23 protein-coding genes and 1 other RNA gene are annotated in these 22,934 nt (G+C 54.1%); 19 read left to right on the top strand and 5 right to left on the bottom strand.

Translation table 11 applies throughout. The annotated features are described in order from the left end of the window. Position 1 precedes the first annotated feature (1 nt). Positions 2-430 carry a hypothetical protein gene (locus K7R23_RS19680; protein ID WP_012905628.1) on the top strand — a complete coding sequence of 143 codons (429 nt, stop codon included), beginning with the start codon at positions 2-4 and terminating at the stop codon, positions 428-430. A 128-nt stretch (positions 431-558) separates the two neighbouring features. Beyond that, entirely contained in the window at positions 559-1,209 is a 651-nt protein-coding gene (locus K7R23_RS19675; protein ID WP_024132637.1) for an RHS repeat-associated core domain-containing protein, read from the top strand. 528 nt (positions 1,210-1,737) lie between these two features. On the opposite strand, the gene rprA is transcribed toward K7R23_RS19675, so the two are convergent. Both rprA and ydiK read right to left on the bottom strand, forming a co-directional pair. Next, positions 1,738-1,844: antisense sRNA RprA (gene rprA / locus K7R23_RS19670), an RNA gene on the bottom strand. Positions 1,845-2,030: 186 nt separating this feature from the next. Then, entirely contained in the window at positions 2,031-3,143 is a 1,113-nt protein-coding gene (ydiK, locus tag K7R23_RS19665) for an AI-2E family transporter YdiK (RefSeq protein WP_012905629.1), read from the bottom strand. Positions 3,144-3,357: 214 nt separating this feature from the next. Here ydiK and ydiJ point away from each other — a divergent pair, with 214 nt between their 5' ends. The 10 genes from ydiJ (at position 3,358) to ldtE (ending at position 14,264) form a co-directional block, all read left to right on the top strand. Then, a complete protein-coding gene (gene ydiJ / locus K7R23_RS19660) occupies positions 3,358-6,414 on the top strand; it encodes a D-2-hydroxyglutarate dehydrogenase YdiJ (RefSeq protein WP_012905630.1) in 3,057 nt (1,018 codons plus the stop codon). After that, positions 6,411-6,821 carry a 1,4-dihydroxy-2-naphthoyl-CoA hydrolase gene (gene menI / locus K7R23_RS19655; protein ID WP_012905631.1) on the top strand — a complete coding sequence of 137 codons (411 nt, stop codon included), beginning with the start codon at positions 6,411-6,413 and terminating at the stop codon, positions 6,819-6,821. The genes ydiJ and menI overlap by 4 nt, the downstream gene beginning before the upstream one ends. A gap of 99 nt (positions 6,822-6,920) precedes the next feature. Beyond that, positions 6,921-7,109, top strand: coding sequence for a YdiH family protein (locus tag K7R23_RS19650; RefSeq protein ID WP_024132638.1), 189 nt, complete (start codon positions 6,921-6,923; stop codon positions 7,107-7,109). A gap of 529 nt (positions 7,110-7,638) precedes the next feature. Next, entirely contained in the window at positions 7,639-8,007 is a 369-nt protein-coding gene (sufA, locus tag K7R23_RS19645; protein WP_024132639.1) for a Fe-S cluster assembly scaffold SufA, read from the top strand. Positions 8,008-8,015: 8 nt separating this feature from the next. Further along, the gene (gene sufB / locus K7R23_RS19640) at positions 8,016-9,503 is read left to right on the top strand and encodes a Fe-S cluster assembly protein SufB (RefSeq protein ID WP_012905634.1); all 1,488 of its coding nucleotides are present in this window, start codon (positions 8,016-8,018) and stop codon (positions 9,501-9,503) included. A 9-nt stretch (positions 9,504-9,512) separates the two neighbouring features. Then, complete coding sequence (sufC, locus tag K7R23_RS19635) at positions 9,513-10,259, top strand: Fe-S cluster assembly ATPase SufC (RefSeq protein WP_012905635.1); 747 nt, start codon at positions 9,513-9,515, stop codon at positions 10,257-10,259. Continuing rightward, positions 10,234-11,505 carry a Fe-S cluster assembly protein SufD gene (gene sufD / locus K7R23_RS19630; protein ID WP_012905636.1) on the top strand — a complete coding sequence of 424 codons (1,272 nt, stop codon included), beginning with the start codon at positions 10,234-10,236 and terminating at the stop codon, positions 11,503-11,505. The genes sufC and sufD overlap by 26 nt, the downstream gene beginning before the upstream one ends. After that, the gene (gene sufS / locus K7R23_RS19625; protein WP_012905637.1) at positions 11,502-12,722 is read left to right on the top strand and encodes a cysteine desulfurase SufS; all 1,221 of its coding nucleotides are present in this window, start codon (positions 11,502-11,504) and stop codon (positions 12,720-12,722) included. Before sufD ends, sufS begins: the two co-directional genes overlap by 4 nt. 12 nt (positions 12,723-12,734) lie before the next feature. After that, positions 12,735-13,151: a cysteine desulfuration protein SufE gene (sufE, locus tag K7R23_RS19620; protein ID WP_012905638.1), complete on the top strand. Its 417-nt coding sequence runs from the start codon at positions 12,735-12,737 to the stop codon at positions 13,149-13,151. Between the two features lie 123 nt (positions 13,152-13,274). Then, positions 13,275-14,264: a L,D-transpeptidase LdtE gene (ldtE, locus tag K7R23_RS19615; RefSeq protein WP_012905639.1), complete on the top strand. Its 990-nt coding sequence runs from the start codon at positions 13,275-13,277 to the stop codon at positions 14,262-14,264. A gap of 67 nt (positions 14,265-14,331) precedes the next feature. Here ldtE and lpp read toward each other — a convergent pair whose 3' ends face one another. The 3 genes from lpp to ynhH all read right to left on the bottom strand — a co-directional run bounded on the left by lpp (position 14,332) and on the right by ynhH (position 16,528). Further along, the gene (gene lpp, locus K7R23_RS19610) at positions 14,332-14,568 is read right to left on the bottom strand and encodes a murein lipoprotein Lpp (protein ID WP_001082307.1); all 237 of its coding nucleotides are present in this window, start codon (positions 14,566-14,568) and stop codon (positions 14,332-14,334) included. A 309-nt stretch (positions 14,569-14,877) separates the two neighbouring features. Next, complete coding sequence (pykF, locus tag K7R23_RS19605) at positions 14,878-16,290, bottom strand: pyruvate kinase PykF (RefSeq protein WP_012905640.1); 1,413 nt, start codon at positions 16,288-16,290, stop codon at positions 14,878-14,880. Between the two features lie 7 nt (positions 16,291-16,297). Continuing rightward, the gene (gene ynhH, locus K7R23_RS26000; RefSeq protein WP_420830966.1) at positions 16,298-16,528 is read right to left on the bottom strand and encodes a protein YnhH; all 231 of its coding nucleotides are present in this window, start codon (positions 16,526-16,528) and stop codon (positions 16,298-16,300) included. On the opposite strand from ynhH, the gene K7R23_RS19600 reads away from it, so the two are divergent. The 7 genes from K7R23_RS19600 to K7R23_RS19570 all read left to right on the top strand — a co-directional run bounded on the left by K7R23_RS19600 (position 16,475) and on the right by K7R23_RS19570 (position 22,924). After that, complete coding sequence (locus tag K7R23_RS19600) at positions 16,475-16,768, top strand: hypothetical protein (RefSeq protein WP_024132640.1); 294 nt, start codon at positions 16,475-16,477, stop codon at positions 16,766-16,768. The two genes, ynhH and K7R23_RS19600, sit on opposite strands and share 54 nt — an antisense overlap. 46 nt (positions 16,769-16,814) lie before the next feature. Continuing rightward, positions 16,815-17,837, top strand: a complete 1,023-nt coding sequence (locus tag K7R23_RS19595) for a methionine ABC transporter ATP-binding protein (RefSeq protein ID WP_012905641.1) — start codon at positions 16,815-16,817, stop codon at positions 17,835-17,837. Beyond that, the gene (locus K7R23_RS19590) at positions 17,830-18,498 is read left to right on the top strand and encodes a methionine ABC transporter permease (protein WP_012905642.1); all 669 of its coding nucleotides are present in this window, start codon (positions 17,830-17,832) and stop codon (positions 18,496-18,498) included. Before K7R23_RS19595 ends, K7R23_RS19590 begins: the two co-directional genes overlap by 8 nt. A 20-nt stretch (positions 18,499-18,518) precedes the next feature. After that, positions 18,519-19,331 (top strand): MetQ/NlpA family ABC transporter substrate-binding protein, encoded by an 813-nt coding sequence (locus K7R23_RS19585; protein ID WP_012905643.1) that lies wholly within the window; start codon positions 18,519-18,521, stop codon positions 19,329-19,331. Between the two features lie 151 nt (positions 19,332-19,482). Next, positions 19,483-19,692, top strand: coding sequence for a fumarate hydratase FumD (gene fumD, locus K7R23_RS19580; RefSeq protein WP_012905644.1), 210 nt, complete (start codon positions 19,483-19,485; stop codon positions 19,690-19,692). Between the two features lie 482 nt (positions 19,693-20,174). Then, positions 20,175-20,801: a ferredoxin-like protein gene (locus tag K7R23_RS19575; protein ID WP_012905645.1), complete on the top strand. Its 627-nt coding sequence runs from the start codon at positions 20,175-20,177 to the stop codon at positions 20,799-20,801. 20 nt (positions 20,802-20,821) lie between these two features. Next, complete coding sequence (locus K7R23_RS19570; RefSeq protein WP_012905646.1) at positions 20,822-22,924, top strand: aldehyde ferredoxin oxidoreductase; 2,103 nt, start codon at positions 20,822-20,824, stop codon at positions 22,922-22,924. Positions 22,925-22,934: the final 10 nt, after the last annotated feature.

Genomic DNA, 22,934 nt, shown 5'->3' with positions numbered 1-22,934 from the left:
TATGAATACTATTGTTAACTTTAATGTGTTAGATGAACTTGGTAAATATGATAAAGAATCAAACCCCAGTAAGCTGAGCGTGTTTGATTTATTACCATCAGGAGTATCATGGTTGTATGGTACTAAAAAAATAGAAATCAGAGATCACAAAAAAATAATCCCACTTTTATTGTTGGGTGATGCCGAGGTAGCTTTAGTTAGAGCGCCGTTTGATAAGGATAAATCTCAGGCTTATATTTTGAGTTCGACGGGGGAAATTATGTGGGATGTTAAGGAAATTATTGAAAAAAAAATAAAAGAAGTTGTTTTTTATGATGTTTATTATATATCTGATATTCTTTTCTTTTTTATTAATATAAATGGTCATGACTATCGTTTTTCATTCGATGTAAGCACGGGTATAGCTGGAGATATAATTCAAAACTATTAAAAGTTACTAAGTCGGGAAACAAATTTAATCTTCCCGGCTTTTTATTTAATCGCCGTTTAGTAGACTAAATATCCCTTCCGTAATCTCCATAACAACCTGTTTAGCACCGGACCGGCAGCAGTATCCCCATGCATAAGGAGCGCTTCGGCTATGATAAAAATCTTAATATCGCTCGTCGCCAGACCTGGATGGATGAGGTGCCGGAAAGCGAGACGCACCAGCGCCCCCGCTTTCCTGGGCAGTATGAGGATGGGGAATCAGGGCTGTACTACAACCGCTTCCGGTACTATGATTGCGGGACAGGGCAGTATTTGTGTGCGGATCCGGTGGGTCTAAGATACGGGTTAAACTTATACAGTTATGTATCAAATCCGCCGAAATATATGGATCCGCTTGGGTTGTGTAAGGACGATATAATATCTAAAGCCTCAAAGTGGCAAGGTAAAGGTGACTATCCGGGAGTCGACAAGTGGCAATTAGGCACTTTAAATAAAGGCGATATTATTTACGGTGGTGTTTCCGGACAAACGGAGTTTTATCTATCACAGTCAACATTAAATACAGCTGAAGGATCAATGTCATCTCTTTGCAAAAGTGATCAAGTGAAACCTCATGATCTTTTTGGCTACAGGTCACAGGTACAGGTATATGAAGTATTGAAAGCTACTGATATAGCTACTGCTAACCCTCATTTGGGTGAAGGTGGCGCTATACAATATTTTGTAGAGGATTACCAGGGTCGTTCTACGTGCAACTGGAAAACCTTAGGATTGAAATGATATGAAAGTAGATGATATTGAAGTCTGCAAACCAATAACTGAATTAGTATCATTATTTACTAAGAGTGGATTTGTGATACTTGAAAGCAAAGTCAGCGATTATCATTTTTATGAGGTTTTTATAAAAATAACTCAATTATCGAACTTGATAACGTTAATTTTGAAAAAATAACGCAACCAAAGCTCGAGACATTTTGTTGTAGTCGTCACTGGTCTTGTGTGAAAATAGAGTAAATTTATAAGTCAATAGATTAAGAGCCGGGAAAGATTTTCTGTTCTTCCCGACTTTTTATTACTTAATCTCCGTTCAGTTCACTAAACATCCCGTTCTTAATTCCCTGTTTAACACGATAATGTAAACGACCAGATAAGCCACACCACTCGAACCGGCAACAGCAGTACCCCTATGCGCGAGAAGCGCTTCACTTAGGACAAAACCTGAATATCACCCTTCGCCAGGTAAACAGACCTATTTTAGCTCCATGCATTTTGAGATCCCGGTCAAATTGACCCCATCCCAAAAGTACGACAAAAAAAAGCCCATCGTGGGAGATGGGCAAAGACTACACACAGCAATTCGTTGTTTCACTCAGGGGATTTCCATGCTTATAAATCAATGTGTTGATTTATAACGTTGAGCTAATAGTAGGGCATGGGGCTTTTTGGCGTCGATCAGATTCGTCTCAATAGTTTAAAAACTGTAAAGAATTTGCGACATAATCCTGAACGGGCAGAGCGACGGCAGGGGAAACAGCAACGTTGCGGTAGTCAATCAATAAGGCGTGCTTAACATTCAGGCGGCCTGCGCCGCCTGATAAGCGCTACTTTTTAAGTTCTTCAATCTCCGCCAGCTCTTCGAGGATCTGCTCCGGCTCATCGGTCGGCGACGGCGCTTCGTGCACCCAGGCTGAGAAAAGGCGCCAGGTCACCGCCAGCAGTACCGGGCCGATAAACAGGCCAATCATGCCGAACGCAATCAGACCGCCAATCACCCCGGATAAAATCAGGATCAGCGGTAAATCCGCCCCCATGCGGATCAGCACCGGACGGATGACATTATCAAGCGTACCAACGACGCAGCTCCAGACCAGCAGCACCGTGCCCCAGGTGGTTTCGCCGCTCCAGTAGAGCCAGATAATGGCGGGGACCAGCACCGGCAGCGGACCTAACTGCACCAGGCAGGAGAGGATCATCACTACCGTCAGCAGTGTGGCATAAGGCACGCCGGAGATAGCCAGTCCGATGCCGCCCAGCACCGCCTGAACCAGCGCAGTCACCACCACGCCCAGCGCCACGGCGCGAATCGCCTGGGCAGCCAGCAGTATCGCCGCGTCGCCGCGTTTGGCCGCCAGGCGGCAGGCAAAATGGCGGATACCAAAGGCCACCTGTTCGCCTCGCCAGTACAGCAGCGCGCTGAACAACAGCATCAGCGCACAGTGGACCATAAAGCGACCAATATGCGCCGCCTGGCCGACAAACCAGGTGGTGGTGGCGCCGAGATAGGGACGAACTTTCGCCATAATGGCCGCGCCGCCCATATCGAGCAGGTTATGCCATCCGGCATACAGCTTAGCGCCGACCAGCGGAATGCTGTTCAGCCAGGCAAGATCCGGCAGCGTCATGTCACCGCCGGTCACCGCGTGGATAAGCGGGCCGCTGCCGTCAACGATGCTGTTTACCAGCAGCGCCACCGGAATGACAAACAGCAGGACCAGTAAAAGCGTCATCACCAGAACCGCCAGCGAACGGCGGCCCCAGAGCAGCTTTTGCAAGCGTAATAAAACGGGCCAGGTGGCGATAACGATAGTGCCGGCCCAGGCAAAGCCCAGAATAAACGGCTGAACAATCCACAGACACGCCACAATCATAATGGCTAAAAACAGCACCGACAGCAGCACCTGCGCGATATCCCTGGGCTGACGAACATTGACCATAAACTCTTTTCACCTATGTAGTGCGTCAGGACGTTGACGCGACCTCAGCACGCGAAACGCATCTCATTATGATGAGCAGTTTCAGCGAATTTTGACAGGCGGATTCTGCCAGTATTTCTGTTGAGCGTATAAGAAAAAAATGTGATACAACAAATAAACCAACGATACGCAAACGATAACCTCCCAACACAGACCGCAGGAAAGGGTCAGAATAATGATTCCACAGATTTCTCAGGCACCTGGCGTCGTTCAACTGGTGCTCAATTTTTTGCAAGCGCTGGAGCAACAAGGTTTTACCGGCGATACGGCGACGAGCTACGCCGATCGCCTGACCATGGCAACGGATAACAGTATCTATCAACTTCTTCCCGACGCGGTGGTGTTTCCCCGCTCAACGGCGGACGTGGCGCTGATCGCCCGTCTGGCGGCTGAGCCACGCTTTACCTCGCTGATTTTTACCCCCCGCGGCGGCGGCACCGGCACCAACGGGCAGGCGCTGAATCAGGGCATTATCGTCGATATGTCGCGCTATATGAGCCGTATTATCGAGATCAACCCGGAAGAGGGCTGGGTGCGGGTGGAAGCGGGGGTCATTAAAGATCAGCTTAATCAGTATCTCAAACCATTTGGCTATTTCTTCGCGCCGGAGCTGTCAACCAGTAACCGGGCGACGCTCGGCGGGATGATCAACACCGACGCCTCCGGGCAGGGGTCGCTGGTTTACGGCAAAACGTCGGATCACGTGCTTGGCGTACGGGCGGTGCTGCTGGGCGGCGATATCCTCGACACCCAGCCGCTGCCGGTCGAACTGGCGGAAACGCTGGCGAAAAGCAATACCGCCATCGGGCGCATTTACCGCACCGTGCTGGAACGCTGCCGCGATAACCGTCAGCTGATCCTCGATAACTTCCCCAAACTGAACCGCTTCCTGACCGGCTACGATCTGCGCCATGTTTTTAATGATGAGATGACCGAGTTCGATCTCACCCGTATTCTCACCGGCTCGGAAGGTACGCTGGCCTTTATTACCGAAGCGCGGCTGGATATCACGCCGCTGCCGAAAGTGCGCCGCCTGGTCAACGTCAAATATGACTCCTTCGACTCCGCGCTGCGCAGCGCGCCGTTTATGGTGGAGGCCCGGGCGCTCTCCGTTGAAACCGTAGATTCGAAAGTGTTGAACCTGGCGCGGGAAGATATCGTCTGGCATTCGGTGAGTGAACTTATTACCGATGTGCCGGAAAGAGAGATGCTCGGTCTGAACATCGTGGAATTTGCGGGCGATGATGAAGCGCTCATTGACAGTCAGGTTGCCTCGCTGTGCCAGCGCCTTGACGACCTGATGGCGCGTGAAGAGGCGGGGATCATCGGCTGGCAGCTGTGTCACGATCTGGCCGGCATCGAACGTATTTATGCCATGCGCAAAAAAGCGGTGGGGCTGCTGGGCAATGCGAAGGGGGCGGCGAAGCCGATTCCGTTTGCCGAAGATACCTGCGTTCCGCCAGAGCATTTAGCTGACTATATCGCCGAGTTCCGTGCGCTGCTCGACGGCCACGGCCTGAGCTACGGGATGTTTGGTCACGTCGACGCAGGCGTGCTGCACGTGCGTCCCGCGCTGGATATGTGCGACCCGCAGCAGGAGGTGCTGGTGAAGCAAATCTCCGACGAGGTGGTGGCGCTGACGGCAAAATATGGCGGCCTGTTATGGGGCGAACACGGCAAGGGCTTCCGCGCCGAGTACAGCCCGGCCTTTTTCGGCGACGCGCTGTTCGCGGAACTGCGCAAAGTGAAGGCGGCGTTCGATCCGCAGAACCGCCTGAATCCGGGGAAAATTTGTCCGCCGGAAGGCGTGGATGCGCCAATGATGAAAGTCGATGCCGTCAAGCGCGGCGCCTATGATCGGCAGATCCCGCTGGCGGTGCGACAAACCTGGCGCGGCGCGATGGAGTGTAACGGCAACGGCCTGTGCTTTAACTTCGATGCGAAAAGCCCGATGTGTCCGTCGATGAAAATTACCCTCAACCGCATCCACTCGCCGAAAGGACGCGCCACGCTGGTGCGCGAATGGCTGCGCCTGCTGGCGGATCGCGGCGTCGATCCGCTGCGACTGGAAAAGGCGCTGGTCGGCAAGCGGCCCAGCCTGCGCACGCTGATCTCCCGGACGCGCAATAGCTGGCACGCCAGGAAAGGCGAATACGACTTCTCGCATGAAGTGAAAGAGGCGATGTCCGGTTGTCTGGCCTGTAAGGCGTGCTCAACCCAGTGTCCGATTAAAATTGACGTGCCGGAATTCCGCTCGCGTTTTCTGCAGCTTTACCATACGCGCTATCTGCGCCCGCTGCGCGATCATCTGGTGGCGACGGTGGAAACCTATGCCCCGCTAATGGCGCGCGCGCCGGGAACCTTTAACTTCTTTATCAACCAGCCGCTGGTGCGCAGGCTGTCGGCAAAACACATCGGTATGGTCGATCTGCCGCTGCTGTCAACGCCGTCGCTGCAACAGCAGATGGTCGGGCATCGCTCGGCCAATATGACGCTGGAACAGCTGGAAACGCTGACGGAGGAGCAGAAAGCCGGGACGGTGCTGGTGGTGCAGGACCCGTTCACCAGCTATTACGATGCCCAGGTAGTGGCGGATTTTGTTCGACTGATCGAGAAGCTGGGCTTCCGGCCGGTTCTGCTGCCGTTCTCGCCAAACGGCAAGGCGCAGCATATTAAAGGCTTCCTGAACCGGTTTGCGAAGACGGCGAAAAAGACCTCAGAGTTCCTTAATCGCATCGCGAAGCTGGGGATGCCGATGGTGGGCGTCGATCCGGCGCTGGTGCTCTGTTACCGCGATGAATATAAGCAGGCGCTCGGTGAGCAGCGGGGCGATTTTCACGTCCTGCTGGCGAACGAATGGCTGGCGACGGCGCTGGCTTCCAGACCGCCGCGTGAGGTCAGCGGCGAGTCCTGGTATTTCTTTGGCCACTGTACCGAAGTCACCGCGCTGCCCGGCGCGCCCGCACAGTGGGCGTCGATTTTCGCCCGCTTTGGCGCGAAGCTTGAAAACGTCAGCGTCGGCTGTTGCGGCATGGCTGGCACCTATGGACATGAGGCGAAAAACCATGCGAATTCGCTCGGGATCTACGAGCTGTCGTGGCACCAGGCGATGGCGCGTCTGCCGCGTAGCCGTTGTCTGGCGACGGGCTACTCCTGCCGCAGTCAGGTGAAGCGCGTGGAAGGCAGCGGCGTGCGTCACCCCGTACAGGCTTTACTGGAGATGTTGGGATGATCTGGAAACGTGCAGTCACGCTTGAAGCGCTCAATGCGATGGGCGAGGGAAATATGGTCGGGCTGCTGGATATTCGCTTTGAGCATATCGGCGACGATACGCTTGAGGCCACGATGCCCGTCGATGACCGGACGAAGCAGCCGTTCGGCCTGTTGCACGGCGGCGCTTCGGTAGTACTGGCCGAGAGCATTGGCTCCGTTGCCGGCTATCTCTGCACTCAGGGCGAGCAGAAGGTGGTCGGCCTGGAGATTAACGCCAACCATGTGCGCTCAGCGCGTGAAGGTCGCGTAAGAGGGGTCTGTAAGGCGATTCATACCGGTTCCCGCCACCAGGTCTGGCAGATTGACATCTACGATGGGCAGCAGCGGCTTTGCTGTACATCAAGGTTAACCACGGCGATTGTGTGACGTTGTCACCAGAAAAACGTGATCTATATTGCTTTTGGTCATTATTTGCTCAGGGGAAAGTGATATACTGGGCGGGTTTTGACCATAAGCGAGGATGATATGACTAGCCAACTAGACCCGGCCCAACTGGCAATTGAATTTTTACGTCGTGATAAAACGGAGCTTTCCCCGGCTCAGTATCTTAAAAGACTGAAACAGCTGGAGCTGGAGTTTGCCGACCTGCTGACGCTCTCCTCTGCCGAGTTAAAAGAAGAGATCTATTTTGCCTGGCGCCTTGGCGTGCATTGATTCAGCGAAAACGCGCGTAAGATAGCCCTGACCCGGCGCCGGGGTTATTTATTGATCTGGCTTACATAATTGGCGGATCGCAATTTGTGTTAAAAATGACCTTCCGCGATATGAGAACATTCTTATCGCCCCTTCAAGAGCTAAGCCATGATGAGTGCCGGAGATAAGCGCCGGATGGGGCAGGAACCCTTAAGGCTGTTACAGCAACCTTAAGGGTTTTTTCTTTTTCTTCATATTCCTCATTTCACCACGGCTGCTTCAGCCGCTCCTATCTCTGAAATAGACATTTTCTATACATCTTTCCTGTTTTAAGCATAAAGGGCGATTAGCCTGCGCAAAGTCATTATCAATCAATAAATTAAACAAATTCACCCCTTCCTTTTAACCCGTGTGTCAGGGTCTATGCTTAATAAAAGATGTCAAAAAGCGCGAAATAGCCAAATGTCCCTGCTGTTGAGGGGTTGAAGTAATAATCATTATCACTAACATGCTGTTATAGCCTGATGGCTCATTCATGCGAGGTAACCTTATGGAACTGCATTCAGGAACATTTAATCCGGACGATTTTGCCTGGCGCGGGCTGACGTTAACGCCAGCGGCAGCGGCGCATATTCGCGAACTGGTCGCCAAACAGCCCGGTATGCTGGGCGTGCGGCTGGGCGTGAAGCAGACGGGCTGCGCCGGTTTTGGCTATGTGTTGGATAGCGTCCGCGAGCCGCAACAGGACGATCTGCTGTTCGAAAGCGATGGCGCGAAGCTGTACGTTCCGCTTCAGGCCATGCCGTTTATCGACGGAACGGAGGTCGATTACGTCCAGGAGGGATTAAACCAGTTATTCAAATTTCATAACCCGAAAGCCCAGAACGAATGTGGTTGTGGCGAAAGCTTTGGGGTATAGGCGGTACTATGTCTCGTAATACTGAAGCAACAGACGATGTCAAAACCTGGACCGGCGGCCCGCTGAATTACAAAGAAGGTTTCTTCACGCAGCTGCGAACCGACGAGCTGGCGAAAGGGATCAGCGAGGAGGTGGTGCGCGCCATTTCCGCGAAGCGTAATGAGCCGGAGTGGATGCTGGAGTTTCGCCTGAATGCGTATAAAGCCTGGCTGGAGATGGACGAACCGCACTGGCTTAAAGCGCATTACGATAAGCTCAATTATCAGGACTACAGCTACTACTCCGCGCCATCATGTGGCAACTGTGACGACGCCTGCGTTTCGCAGCCTGGCGCGGTGCAGCAAACCGGCGCCAGCGCGTTCCTCAGTAAGGAGGTCGAGGCCGCCTTTGAACAGCTCGGCGTACCGGTGCGCGAAGGGCGGGAAGTGGCGGTCGACGCGATATTCGACTCCGTTTCCGTCGCCACTACCTACCGGGAAAAGCTGGCGCAGCAGGGCATTATCTTTTGCTCTTTCGGCGAGGCGATTCACGATCACCCCGAGCTGGTGAAAAAGTATCTCGGCACCGTCGTGCCCGGCAACGATAACTTTTTCGCCGCGCTGAATGCCGCGGTGGCCTCCGACGGCACCTTTATCTATGTACCGAAAGGCGTGCGTTGTCCGATGGAGCTCTCCACCTATTTCCGTATTAACGCGGAAAAAACCGGTCAGTTCGAACGTACCATTCTGGTGGCGGATGAAGGCAGCTACGTCAGCTATATTGAGGGCTGCTCGGCGCCGGTTCGCGACAGCTATCAGCTGCACGCGGCGGTGGTGGAAGTGATCATCCATAAAGATGCCGAGGTCAAATACTCCACGGTGCAGAACTGGTTCCCCGGTGATAACAATACCGGCGGCATTCTGAACTTTGTGACCAAGCGCGCGCTGTGCGAAGGGGAAAACAGCAAAATGTCCTGGACCCAGTCAGAAACCGGTTCGGCCATTACCTGGAAATACCCGAGCTGCATCCTGCGCGGCGATAACTCAATTGGTGAGTTCTATTCCGTCGCCCTCACCAGCGGTCACCAGCAGGCCGATACCGGCACCAAGATGATCCACATTGGCAAGAACACCAAATCGACGATCATCTCGAAGGGCATCTCCGCCGGTCATAGCCAGAACAGCTATCGCGGACTGGTGAAAATCATGCCGACGGCGACCAACGCGCGCAACTTTACCCAGTGTGACTCGATGCTGATCGGCGCTGACTGCGGGGCGCATACCTTCCCGTACGTTGAATGCCGCAACAACAGCGCGCAGCTGGAACATGAGGCGACCACGTCACGGATTGGCGAAGACCAGCTGTTCTATTGTCTGCAGCGTGGGATCAGCGAAGAGGACGCCATCTCGATGATCGTCAACGGCTTCTGTAAGGACGTGTTCTCTGAGCTACCGCTGGAGTTTGCCGTCGAAGCACAAAAATTATTAGCCATCAGCCTTGAGCACAGCGTCGGTTAAGGAAGTAACATGTTGAATATTAAAGATTTACAGATCAGTGTCGAAGATAAAGCGATTCTGCGTGGACTGAATCTCGAAGTGCGACCGGGCGAAGTCCACGCCATCATGGGGCCTAACGGTTCCGGGAAAAGTACGCTTTCCGCGACGCTGGCGGGGCGTGAAGATTATGACGTCACCGGCGGAAGCGTCGAGTTTAAGGGTAAAGATTTGCTTGAGCTGGCGCCGGAAGAGCGCGCCGGCGAGGGAATCTTCATGGCCTTCCAGTATCCGGTGGAAATTCCCGGCGTCAGCAACCAGTTTTTCCTGCAAACGGCGCTCAATGCGGTGCGTAGCTATCGCGGCCAGGAGACGCTCGACCGCTTTGATTTCCAGGATCTGATGGAGGAAAAAATCGCACTGCTGAAAATGCCGGAAGATTTGCTGACCCGTTCGGTTAACGTCGGTTTCTCCGGCGGCGAGAAGAAGCGCAACGATATTCTGCAAATGGCCGTGCTGGAGCCGGAGCTGTGTATTCTCGATGAGTCTGATTCCGGGCTGGATATTGACGCCCTGAAGGTCGTCGCCGACGGCGTGAATTCGCTGCGGGACGGCAAACGGTCGTTCATTATCGTCACTCACTATCAGCGCATCCTTGACTATATCAAACCTGATTTTGTCCACGTCCTGTATCAGGGACGAATTGTGAAGTCCGGTGATTTCACGCTGGTCAAACAACTGGAGGAGCAGGGGTATGGCTGGCTTACCGAACAGCAGTAATGCGTTGCAGCAATGGCATCATCTGTTTGAAGCGCAGGGCGAGACGCGCTCTGAACAGGCGCAACAGCATTTACAGCAGCTACTGCGTCTGGAGTTGCCGACGCGTAAGCATGAGAACTGGAAATACACGCCGCTGGACGGGTTAACCAACAGCCAGTTCGTCAGCCGCCGGGCAGACATCTCTCCGGCGCAGCGCGATGCGCTAGCGCTGAACGTTGAGGCGCTGCGGCTGGTGTTTGTCGACGGGCAGTTCAGCGAGACGTTGAGCGACAGCCTGGAAGAGAGCGGATTTGATGTTGAGGTCAACGACGATCGGCGGACGCTGCCTGCCGCCGTTCAGCCTGAGGTCTTTTTACACCTGACGGAAAGCCTGGCGCACAGCGTGACCCATATCCGCGTGAAGCGCAACCAGCGCCCGCTAAAACCGCTGCTGCTGATGCACATCACCCAGGGGGTGAACGACGAAGCGGTGAACACCGCGCACTACCGGCATCATCTCGAGCTGGAGGAGGGAGCGGAAGCGACGGTGATTGAGCATTACGTCAGCCTTAATGAGGCGCGCCATTTTACCGGCGCGCGGCTGACCATGAACGTGGCGGCGAACGCCCATCTGCACCATATCAAACTGGCGTTTGAAAACCCGCTCAGCCATCACTTCGCCCATAACGATATCACCCTGGCGGCGGATGCCTCGGCGTACAGCCACAGCTTCCTGCTGGGCGATGCGGTGCTACGGCATAACACCAGCACCCGGCTTAACGGCGAGAACGCCACGCTCCGGATCAACAGTCTGGCGATGCCGGTGAAAAACGAAGTCTGTGATACCCGCACCTGGCTTGAGCACAATAAAGGCTACTGCAACAGCCGTCAGCTGCATAAAACCATCGTCAGCGATAAAGGCCGCGCGGTCTTCAACGGTCTGATTAATGTCGCGCAACACGCCATTAAAACCGACGGGCAGATGACCAACAATAACCTGCTGCTGGGCAAACTGGCGGAGGTGGACACTAAACCGCAGCTCGAAATCTACGCCGATGATGTGAAGTGCAGCCACGGCGCGACAATAGGGCGCATCGACGAAGAGCAGATGTTCTATCTGCGTTCGCGTGGTATCCGCCAGCAGGATGCGCAGCAGATGATCCTTTACGCCTTTGCCGCTGAGCTGACGGAAGCGATTAGCGACGAAGCGCTGAAACAGCAGGTGCTGGCGCGTATCGGCCAGCGCCTGCCGGGAGGCAAAGCATGACTTTTCCCATTGATAAGGTGCGGGCGGATTTCCCCGTTCTGACGCGTGAGGTTAACGGACTGCCGCTGGCCTATCTCGACAGCGCCGCCAGCGCCCAGAAGCCGAATCAGGTCATTGAGGCGGAGGCGGAATTTTACCGCCACGGCTATGCGGCGGTGCATCGCGGCATCCACACGCTGAGCGCGCAGGCAACCGAAAGAATGGAGAACGTGCGCAAGCTGGCGTCGCTGTTTATCAATGCCCGTTCAGCGGAAGAACTGGTATTTGTACGCGGCACCACTGAAGGCATCAACCTGGTCGCCAACAGCTGGGGGCCGGAAAACGTCCATGCGGGCGATAACATCATCATCAGCGAAATGGAGCACCACGCTAACATCGTTCCGTGGCAGATGCTCTGCGCCCGCGTGGGGGCGGAGCTGCGGGTGATCCCGCTGAACGCCGACGGCACGCTGCGACTGGATATCCTGCCGTCGCTGCTGGATGAGCATACCCGTCTGCTGGCGCTGACTCACGTTTCCAACGTGCTGGGCACGGAAAACCCGATTGCCGAAATTACCGCGCAGGCCCATCAGGCCGGGGCGAAAGTGCTGATAGACGGCGCTCAGGCGGTGATGCACCATCCGGTTGACGTCCAGGCGCTGGACTGTGATTTTTATGTCTTCTCCGCCCACAAACTGTACGGGCCGACCGGTATCGGCGCGCTGTATGTCAAAGAGGCGATATTACAGCAGATGCCGCCGTGGGAAGGCGGCGGCTCGATGATCGCCACCGTCAGCCTGACTCAGGGCACCACTTGGACAAAAGCGCCGTGGCGCTTTGAGGCGGGAACGCCAAATACCGGCGGTATTATCGGCTTCGGCGCGGCGCTGGAGTACGTCTCAGCGCTGGGTCTTGCCAATATCAGCGAGTATGAACAAAACCTGATGCATTACGCGCTGGCGCAGCTGGCGGCGGTGCCGGATCTGACGATATACGGTCCGCATAACCGCCTTGGGGTGATCGCCTTTAATCTCGGGAAACACCATGCCTATGACGTCGGCAGCTTCCTCGATAACTACGGCATTGCCGTGCGAACAGGCCACCACTGCGCGATGCCGCTGATGGCGTTTTATCAGGTTCCGGCGATGTGCCGGGCGTCGCTGGCGATGTATAACACGTATGAAGAAGTGGACCGTCTGGTGACGGGGCTGCAACGTATTTATCGCCTGCTGGGCTAACAGGGAGACGCTATGGCCGCGCTGCCGGATAAAGAGAAACTGTTGCGTAACTTTCAGCGTTGCGCGAACTGGGAAGAAAAGTACCTGTATATCATCGAGCTTGGACAGCGGTTGCCGGAGCTGTCGGCGGAGGATCGCCGTGAAGAGAACAAAATAGAGGGGTGTCAGAGCCAGGTATGGATTGTGATGCGTCAGAACGCGCAGGGGCTTATCGAACTGCAGGGCGACAGCGATGCGGCGATTGTTAAGGGGCTGATCGCGGTTGTTTTTATTCTGTATCAGCAGATGACGCCCGAGGATATTGTCAATTTTGATGTCCGCCCGTGGTTCGAACAAATGGCGCTTGCCCGACATCTCACCCCGTCTCGCTCGCAAGGACTTGAAGCGATGATTCGCGCTATCCGTACGCAAGCAGCCACTCTCAGCTAAACTTAACAGACGCACTTTGTCAGCGCCTGACGGCGACGCTAACATGTCTGTCAGGCCTGCAAGCTTCGTAGCCTGGATAAGGCGTGCAGACGCCATCCAATGAAAAATGCCAGGGGGGTAACGATGAAACGCGCGTCTTTGTTAACTGTCATGCTTATCGGCGCTTACAGCGCCATACAGGCCGCCTGGGCGGTGGATTATCCCTTGCCGCCGGAAGGCAGCCGTCTCATTGGCCAGAATCAAACGTATACGGTGCAGGCTGGCGATAAAAATCTCCAGGCGATAGCCCGTCGTTTCGATACTGCCGCAATGCTGATTCTGGAGGCGAACAATACCATCGCCCCGGTGCCGAAGCCGGGCACGTTGATCACCATCCCGTCTCAGATGCTGCTGCCTGACGCGCCGCGTGAAGGCGTTATCGTCAACCTGGCCGAGCTGCGGCTGTACTACTTCCCGCCGGGTGAGAATATCGTTCAGGTCTATCCCATCGGGATTGGCCTTGAGGGGCTGGAAACGCCGGTGATGGAAACGCGGATAGGGCAGAAAATCCCCAACCCGACATGGACGCCGACGGCGGGCATCCGTAAACGCTCGCTGGAGCGCGGCGTGACCCTGCCAGCGGTAGTACCCGCGGGGCCAAATAACCCGCTGGGACGCTTTGCGCTGCGTCTGGCTTACGGCAACGGCGAGTATCTGATTCACGGCACCAGCCAGCCGGACAGCGTTGGGCTACGCGTCAGCTCCGGCTGTATCCGTATGAACGCGCCGGATATCAAGGCGCTGTTCGCCTCGGTGAGAACCGGCACGCCGGTGAAAATCATTAATCAGCCGGTGAAATACGCGGTAGAGCCAAACGGTATGCGTTATGTCGAAGTACACCGACCGCTGTCGCCGGAAGAGGAACAGAACGTGCAGACCATGCCGTATGTTCTGCCGGCGGGCTTTACGCAGTTTAAGGTGGCCAAAGGGGTGGACAGTATGCTGGTCGATAAGGCGCTGTATCGCCGGGCGGGTTATCCGGTTGTGGTTTCGCAGGGTCAGACGCCGACAACCGCTCCCGCAGTGCAATCAGCGCAGAACGGTTCACCAGACAAAGAGATGCAAACCCAGTAGGGGAAAGGAAAACGCGAGGCAAAAAAAATGGCGCACAATGTGCGCCATTTTTATTACTCAGGCACTATTACTTACGGTATTTAGTAGCCTGGTTGTCCAGACGCTGGTTAGCGCGAGCTGCGTCGTCTTTAGCAGCCTGAACGTCGGAACGCATTGCGTTCACGTCGTTGCTCAGCTGGTCAACTTTAGCGTTCAGAGTCTGAACGTCAGAAGACAGCTGATCGATTTTAGCGTTGCTGGAGCAACCAGCCAGCAGAGTAGAACCCAGGATTACCGCGCCCAGTACCAGTTTAGTACGATTCATTATTAATACCCTCTAGATTGAGTTAATCTCCATGTAGCGTTACAAGTATTACACAAAGTTTTTTAGGTTGAGAATATTTTTTTGATGAGAAGATGCTTATTTTTGATCGTTCGCTCAAAGAAGCATCGAATTGTCGGAGAAAGGCAAAAAAAGCTTGTTAAAACAGGATGCTTCCATCGGATTCTTCTTAGATAATCTGCGATTAGATAGTGAAATCCGATTTGCTTTTTTATTAATAGCGACTATCGATAAAATAAAAAAAGCGCCGCGTAGGCGCTTTTTTAAACCAATTAATTCATACGGGAATTATTACAGCACGTGAACAGAGGCGGTGTTGGTAGTACCGCTCGGCACCAGCGCGCCGGAAACCATCACCACCACGTCGCCTTTCTGAGCCAGGCCGCTCTGCAGGGCAACTTCTTTACCCAGACGGTAGAAGTCGTCAGTGGAGGTAATCTCTTTCACCATCTGCGCCACAACGCCTTTGCTCAGCACCAGCTGACGGGCGGTGACTTCGTTGGTGGTCAGCGCCAGGATAGTGGCGTCCGGGAAGTATTTACGTACGGCGCGCGCGGATTTACCGCCCTGGGTGGCGACAACGATCAGCGGCGCTTCCAGTTTCTCAGCGGTTTCAACTGCGCCACGGCATACGGCTTCGGTGATGCGCAGTTTGCGGCTGTCGTTGTTGAAGTCCAGGCGGCTGGACATGACGCGATCGGTACGTTCGCAGATGGTCGCCATGATGGAGACGGCTTCCAGCGGGTATTTACCTTTCGCGGATTCGCCGGACAGCATTACCGCATCGGTGCCGTCAAGGATGGCGTTCGCCACGTCGCCGGCTTCAGCGCGGGTCGGGCGCGGGTTTTTGATCATGGAATCCAGCATCTGGGTAGCGGTGATCACCACTTTACGCGCGCGGATACATTTTTCGATCATCATCTTCTGCGCGAAGATAACTTCTTCTACCGGGATCTCGACGCCCAGGTCGCCGCGGGCAACCATGATGCCGTCGGACGCTTCGAGGATTTCGTCGAAGTTGTTCAGGCCTTCCTGGTTTTCAATCTTGGAGATGATCTGGATGTTCTCGCCGCCGTGCGCTTTCAGGTGTTCACGGATTTCCACCACGTCAGAACGCTTACGGATAAAGGAAGCCGCAACGAAGTCAACGCCTTGCTCGCAGCCGAAGATCAGATCCTGTTTGTCTTTTTCAGCCAGCGCCGGCAGGGCGATAGAGACGCCAGGCAGGTTAACGCCTTTGTTTTCGCCCAGGTCACCGTTGTTCAGCACTTTACAGATAACTTTGTCGCCTTCGATGGCGGTGACTTCCATGCCGATCAGGCCGTCGTCGACCAGAACGGTATTGCCGACGGAGAGGTCGGAAGTGAAGCCTTCATAGGTTACCGCAACGATTTCATTGTTGCCGACAACTGATTTGTCGGTGGTGAAAGTGAAGGTCTGGCCTGCTTTCAGAGAGACGTCGTTGCCGCCTTCCAGTTTGATGGTACGGATTTCCGGACCTTTGGTATCCAGCAGAATCGCGGCTTTCTTGCCGGTTTTGCTCATCACGTTGCGCAGGTTCTGGATACGTTGACCGTGTTCGGCATAGTCGCCGTGAGAGAAGTTCAGACGCATGACGTTCATGCCCGCGTCCAGCATTTTGGTTAACATCTCTTCGGATTCGGTTTTCGGACCGATGGTGCAAACAATTTTCGTCTTTTTCATGACAGTCTTAGTCTTTAAGTTGAGAAGGATAGGGGAAGCCGACTTCCGGGGCGCACCGCCTGGAAGTGAAACCTGTATTACGAAAGTTGTGATGCCTCGCTCTAAGGATAGGTGACATCGAAAGAGCGTGCAGAGGAATGTGTGCTCGCGTTTCAGCCCAACGGGAAGGGATATTTTGTAGTCGTTGAGTTTGACAGGTCAATGTGCTGAAACCATTCAAGAGACAATTGGCGCGCATTATACGCTGATTTTGAACCAAAAGGAAAATGAAAACGGCGTTTCAAATTACATCTGGGCAGTTTCACAACAAATTGTATTTAAAGGCAACATCCTGCCTGAAAGCCCGCGCGCAATAAATGAAGAGGTTGCGCAACGGCGATTTATTCAATTTGGTTATAATCAAATTCTTTTTAATTCATTTCAAATTATTACACTCCTCATTACACTCGTTTGGACATCCATACTGCTATACAGCTAAAAGCGCTGGCAGAGAACACTACGCAGCCGCGGATACCAAAAACCACATGATTGTCCTGAAAAATATTAGCAAAGTGTTTACGCCAGGCCGGCTCTCGATTACCGCTGTCGACAACGTCAATCTGACGGTCGAACAGGGACAAATTTACGGCATCATTGGCTACAGCGGGGCTGGGAAAAGCACCCTGATCCGCCTGCTTAACGGGCTGGAAAAGCCCACGGCGGGCAGCGTGACGATTAACGGCCAGCAGATTTCCACCGCCAGCGGCGAGGCCTTGCGTCAGGCCCGGTTAAAAATCAGCATGGTTTTCCAACATTTCAATTTGCTGTGGTCGCGTACCGTCAGTGAAAACATTGCCTTCTCAATGCAAATTGCCGGGGCGCCGAAGGCGGCGATTAAAGCGCGGGTGGCGGAACTGATTGCGCTGGTGGGGTTAACCGGGCGTGAAAACGCCTACCCTTCACAACTGAGCGGCGGGCAGAAGCAGCGCGTCGGCATTGCCCGGGCACTGGCGAACAGCCCGGACGTCCTGCTTTGCGATGAAGCCACCTCTGCGCTGGATCCGCAAACGACCGATCAAATTCTCGATTTACTGCTGGATATTAACCGTCGCTTTGCGCTGACGATTGTGCTGATCACCCATGAAATGCACGTGGTGCGTAAAATCTGCGACCGGGTGGCGGTGATGGAAAATGGCAAAGTGGTGGAAGAAGGTGAGGTGCTACAGGTTTTCACCCATCCGCAGCAGCCGATTACCCGCCAGTTCGTCAGCCAGGTGGGACAATATGCCGATGAAGAGGCTTTCAACCCGCAGCTGGTGAGTGAACTGGGCGGGACGGTCATCCGTCTGACCTTTACCGGGCACAGCACTCATCAGCCGATCGTCGGCGAACTGACCCTGCGCTACGGCCTGCCGTTCAATATTCTCCACGGCAAGATGAACCAGACGGCGCACGGCGTGTTTGGTCAGCTCTGGCTGCACGTCGCCGCCTCAGAGGAGCAGCTCAATAATATTCTGGCCGATCTGCAAAAAAGCGGCATTGAAACAGAGGTGATTCAACATGGCTGAAAATCTGTTTCCGCATCTGAAATGGGAGCAACTGTTTGCCGCCACCCGGGAGACGCTTTACATGACCGCGCTCTCCGGCGTTGCGACGTTTGTGCTGGGCATCGCCCTCGGGCTGGCGCTGTTTTTAACCGCCCGCGGCGGACTGTTGCAGAACCGCATTCTGTACAGCGTCATTTCGCTGATCGTCAATATCTTTCGCTCGATCCCATTCATCATCCTGATCGTGCTGTTAATCCCGTTCACCAAAGCGCTGGTGGGCACCATTCTCGGCGCAAACGCCGCGCTGCCGGCGCTCATCGTCGGCGCCGCCCCGTTTTATGCTCGTCTGGTGGAGATCGCGCTGCGGGAAGTGGACAAAGGGGTGATTGAAGCGACGCGCTCAATGGGCGCGCGAATGAGCACGTTAATTTTTCGGGTTTTGCTGCCTGAATCCTCTCCCGCCCTGGTGTCCGGCATCACCGTGACGCTGATTGCGCTGGTCAGCTACAGCGCGATGGCGGGAGTGATTGGCGCAGGCGGGTTAGGGAATCTGGCTTACCTGGAGGGATTCCAGCGCAACCACAACGACGTCACGCTGGTGGCGACGGTCACCATTCTGGTCATCGTTTTCATCATCCAGTTCTGCGGCGATGTGATCACTTCTCTGTTAGATAAACGCTAATAACATACGGAACCATCATCATGAAAAAATCACTGACATTACTTGCCGCCGCAACCTTAAGCGCCCTGAGCTTCGCCGCCTGGGTCGAAACGCTGACCGTCGGCGCCTCAAACGTGCCGCACGCCGAAATCCTCGAACAGGCGAAGCCGATTCTGGCAAAGCAGGGGATCGATCTGAAAATTAAACCGTTCCAGGATTACATCCTGCCGAACACCGCCCTTGCCGGGCGCGAAATCGACGCCAACTATTTTCAGCATATTCCCTATCTGAACAGCGTCCTGAAGGATCATGCGGGAGATAAAACCTATGACTTCGTCAGCGCGGGCGCCATCCATATCGAGCCGATCGGTATTTATTCGAAAAAGGTTAAATCGCTGAAAGAGCTGCCGGAGGGCGGGAAGGTGATTATGCGCGATGCGATTTCTGAAGAGGGGCGCATCCTGTCGATTTTCGAAAAAGAGGGGGTGATCAAGCTTAAACCGGGCGTGGATAAGGTCAATGCGCGTATCAGCGACATCGTGGAGAACCCGAAAAAGCTGCAATTCCTGCCGAACGTGGAAGCAGCGCTGCTGCCGCAGATGTACAACAATGATGAAGGCGACGCGGTGGTGATCAACGCCAACTACGCCATCGACGCCGGGCTGGATCCGGTACACGACCCGATCGCCGTTGAAAGCGGCGAGAACAACCCGTATGCCAATATCATTACCGTTCACCGCGGCGACGAAAAGAAAAAAGATATCGTGGCGCTGGTAAACGTTCTTCATTCAAAAGAGATTCAGGAGTGGATCCGCACGAAATATAAAGGCGCGGTGATTCCGGTAAACAACTAATGCCCTTTGCGCCGGGGGAGGTGGACGCCTCTCCCGGTCTGTCGCGCGTTTCATCATAGCATTTCCGTATTTGTTTGATTTTCTTTGTTTTTGGTCATCATCGCCAGAGTGAGATATGCTGTTTATAGATAACCTGCGATGAGAGACAATAATGGGAAACCTGACCAAAGATGATGAACTGTACCGTGAGATGTGCAGAGTAGTGGGCAAAGTGGTGCTGGAGATGCGCGATCTCGGACAAGAACCTAAACATATCGTTATTGCCGGCGTACTGAGAACCGCGCTGGCAAACCAGCGTATTCAGCGCAGCGATCTGGAAAAGCAGGCGATGGAAACGGTGATTAAAGCGCTGGCAGGCTGATGCCTGGGATAAGGGATGGCGAACATCCCTTACAGCCGTCCCGTCAGGCGATTATTAAACTGGAATCTTTAGCAGGGCATTAAATCGACACTGAATAATAAAAAAGGCGCATTTAATTCTCTCATTGTTAATATTTTATAATGCATTGATATCATTTTGCGAAGAGGTTCACAGTTATTTTGAAAATAGTCGGAATAACGTTTTATTCACACAATTGATAATAAATATCACTTCACTTTTAAATATATCCCTTCCCGATTTTAATTGATAACGATCAAAGTCGTACTCCTGGAATATACCCATTATTTATTTCTCTTAACCCTAAAGGATTAGCTCGCTCGCGGTAAAACGCGGCATTTATACGATCCGCTTAGGGCAAGAATTCAGCTGTGGGAGGCAACATCGGGGCGCTGTTTTCATTCGACGTCAAGCCGCCTGGAGCGGGTTGTCAGCACTGCGTTTGCACAGAGGATGCGAAATAAATGAACCAGGTTGAACGTCCAATCTTAGATATCGGCTTAACGCGACTGGAATTCCTGCGCGTATCAGGAAAAGGTCTGGCAGGATTGACCATTGCCCCTGCGTTACTGTCTCTTTTTGGCTGCAGGCAGGAAGATGTCGATAGCGGCACCGTGGGCCTGATTAACACGCCGAAAGGGGTACTGGTCACGCAGCGCGCCCGCTGCACCGGCTGTCACCGCTGCGAAATTTCCTGCACCAACTACAACGACGGCGCGGTGGGGACGTTCTTTTCCCGCATTAAAATTCACCGTAACTATTTCTTCGGCGATAACGGCGTTGGCTCGGGCGGCGGCCTGTATGGCGACCTGAACTATACGCCGGACACCTGTCGGCAGTGCAAAGATCCGCAGTGCATGAAGGTCTGCCCAATCGAGGCTATCCGCTGGCAACCGGAAGAGGGCTGCATCGTCGTCGATCATAAACGCTGTATTGGGTGTAGCGCTTGCACCACCGCCTGCCCGTGGATGATGGCGACCGTTAATACCACCAGCAAAAAATCTTCAAAATGTATTTTATGCGGTGAATGCGCAAACGCCTGTCCGACGGGAGCGCTGAAAATTATCGAATGGAAAGATATTACTGTTTGAGTCTTACAAAGGAAAACATTATGGCTAATGGTTGGACAGGTAATATTTTACGGGTCAATCTTACAACAGGCGATATTACCCTTGAAGATTCCAGTAAATTTAAAAAATTTATCGGCGGAATGGGATTCGGCTACAAAATTATGTATGACGAAGTTCCGCCCGGCACAAAACCTTTTGACGAAGGAAATAAACTGATTTTTGCCACCGGACCGTTAACCGGTTCAGGCGCGCCGTGCAGTTCCCGGGTCAATATCACATCGCTTTCCACCTTTACAAAAGGCAATCTGGTGGTCGATGCCCATATGGGCGGCTTTTTCGCGGCGCAAATGAAATTTGCCGGCTATGACGCCATCATTATTGAAGGCAAGGCGGCGTCGCCGGTGTGGATTAATATCAAAGACGAACGGGTAACGATTGAGAAAGCCGATTTTCTGTGGGGCAAAGGGACGCGCGCCACCACGGAAGAGATCTGCCGCCTGACCTCGCCGGAAACCTGCGTGGCGGCCATTGGTCAGGCGGGTGAAAACCTTGTACCGCTCTCCTGTATGCTCAACAGCCGCAACCACAGCGGCGGCGCAGGGACGGGGGCGATAATGGGGTCGAAAAACCTGAAAGCCATCGCGGTTGAAGGCAGCAAAGGGGTCAATATCGCCGATCGGAAAGAGATGAAGCGCCTCAATGACTACATGATGACCGAGCTGATTGGCGCCAATAACAACCACGTCGTGCCCAGCACGCCGCAGGCGTGGGCGGAATACTCTTCTCCCTCTTCGCGCTGGACCGCGCGCAAGGGGCTGTACTGGGGCGCGGCCGAGGGCGGGCCGATAGAGACGGGCGAAATTCCGCCTGGCAACCAGAACACCGTCGGTTTTCGCACCTGTAAATCGGTGTTCGATCTGGGACCGGCGGCGGAAAAGTACACCGTCAAGATGAGCGGCTGCCACTCCTGTCCGATCCGCTGCATGACCCAGATGAACATTCCGCGGGTGAAAGATTTCGGCGTGCCGAGCACCGGCGGCAACACCTGCGTTGCGAATTTCGTCCATACCACCATTTTCCCCAACGGGCCGAAAGACTTTGAAGATAAAGACGATGGCCGGGTCATTGGCAACCTGATCGGCCTCAACCTGTTCGACGACTACGGCATCTGGTGCAACTACGGCCAGCTGCATCGTGATTTCACCTACTGCTACAGCAAAGGGGTATTCAAACGGGTACTGCCCGCGGAAGAGTATGCCGAAATACGCTGGGATCAGCTGGAAGCGGGCGATCCTCACTTTATTAAAGACTTCTACTATCGGCTGGCGCATCGCGTCGGCGAGCTGAGTCATCTGGCTGATGGCTCGTATGCCATCGCCGAGCGCTGGGATCTGGGGGAAGAGTACTGGGGATATGCGAAAAACAAACTGTGGTCGCCGCTGGGGTTCCCTGTCCACCATGCCAATGAAGCGTCGGCGCAGGTGGGGGCGATTACCAACTGCATGTTCAACCGCGACTGCATGACCCATACCCATATCAATTTCATCGGCTCCGGTCTGCCCTTAAAGCTGCAACGGGAGGTGGCAGCTGAGCTGTTTAGCTCAGAAGACGCCTACGACGAAACCAAAAACTACACGCCGATAAACCCGGCCAAAATCCGTTACGCCAAATGGACGCTGCTGAAGGTGTGTCTGCATAACGCCGTCACGCTGTGCAACTGGGTCTGGCCGATGACCGTATCGCCGCTGAAAAGCCGCAACTATCGCGGCGATCTCGACCTGGAGGCGAAGTTCTTCCAGGCGGTGACCGGCGATGAGACGACCCAGGCCACGCTTGACCTTGCCGCCGAACGCATCTTTACCCTGCATCGCGCCTATACGGTGAAGCTGATGCAAACCAAAGATATGCGCAATGAGCACGATCTCATCTGTTCCTGGGTGTTCGATAAAGATCCGCATATTCCGGCCTTTAGCGAAGGCACCGACAAGATGGATCGCGACGACATGCGCGAGTCGCTGACGCTGTTTTATCAGGAGATGGGCTGGGACCCGCAGCTGGGATGTCCAACGCGCGAAACGCTGAACCGGCTGGGTCTGGAAGACGTCGCTGAGGATCTGGCCGCGCAGAATCTGCTGCCAGCGTAAGGAAAAGAAT

It is taken from the genome of Citrobacter rodentium NBRC 105723 = DSM 16636 (genome assembly GCF_021278985.1).
GTDB lineage: Bacteria > Pseudomonadota > Gammaproteobacteria > Enterobacterales > Enterobacteriaceae > Citrobacter_A > Citrobacter_A rodentium.
Note: the sequence above shows the minus strand (reverse complement) of the source record. Positions and strands in the feature narration are given on the sequence as shown.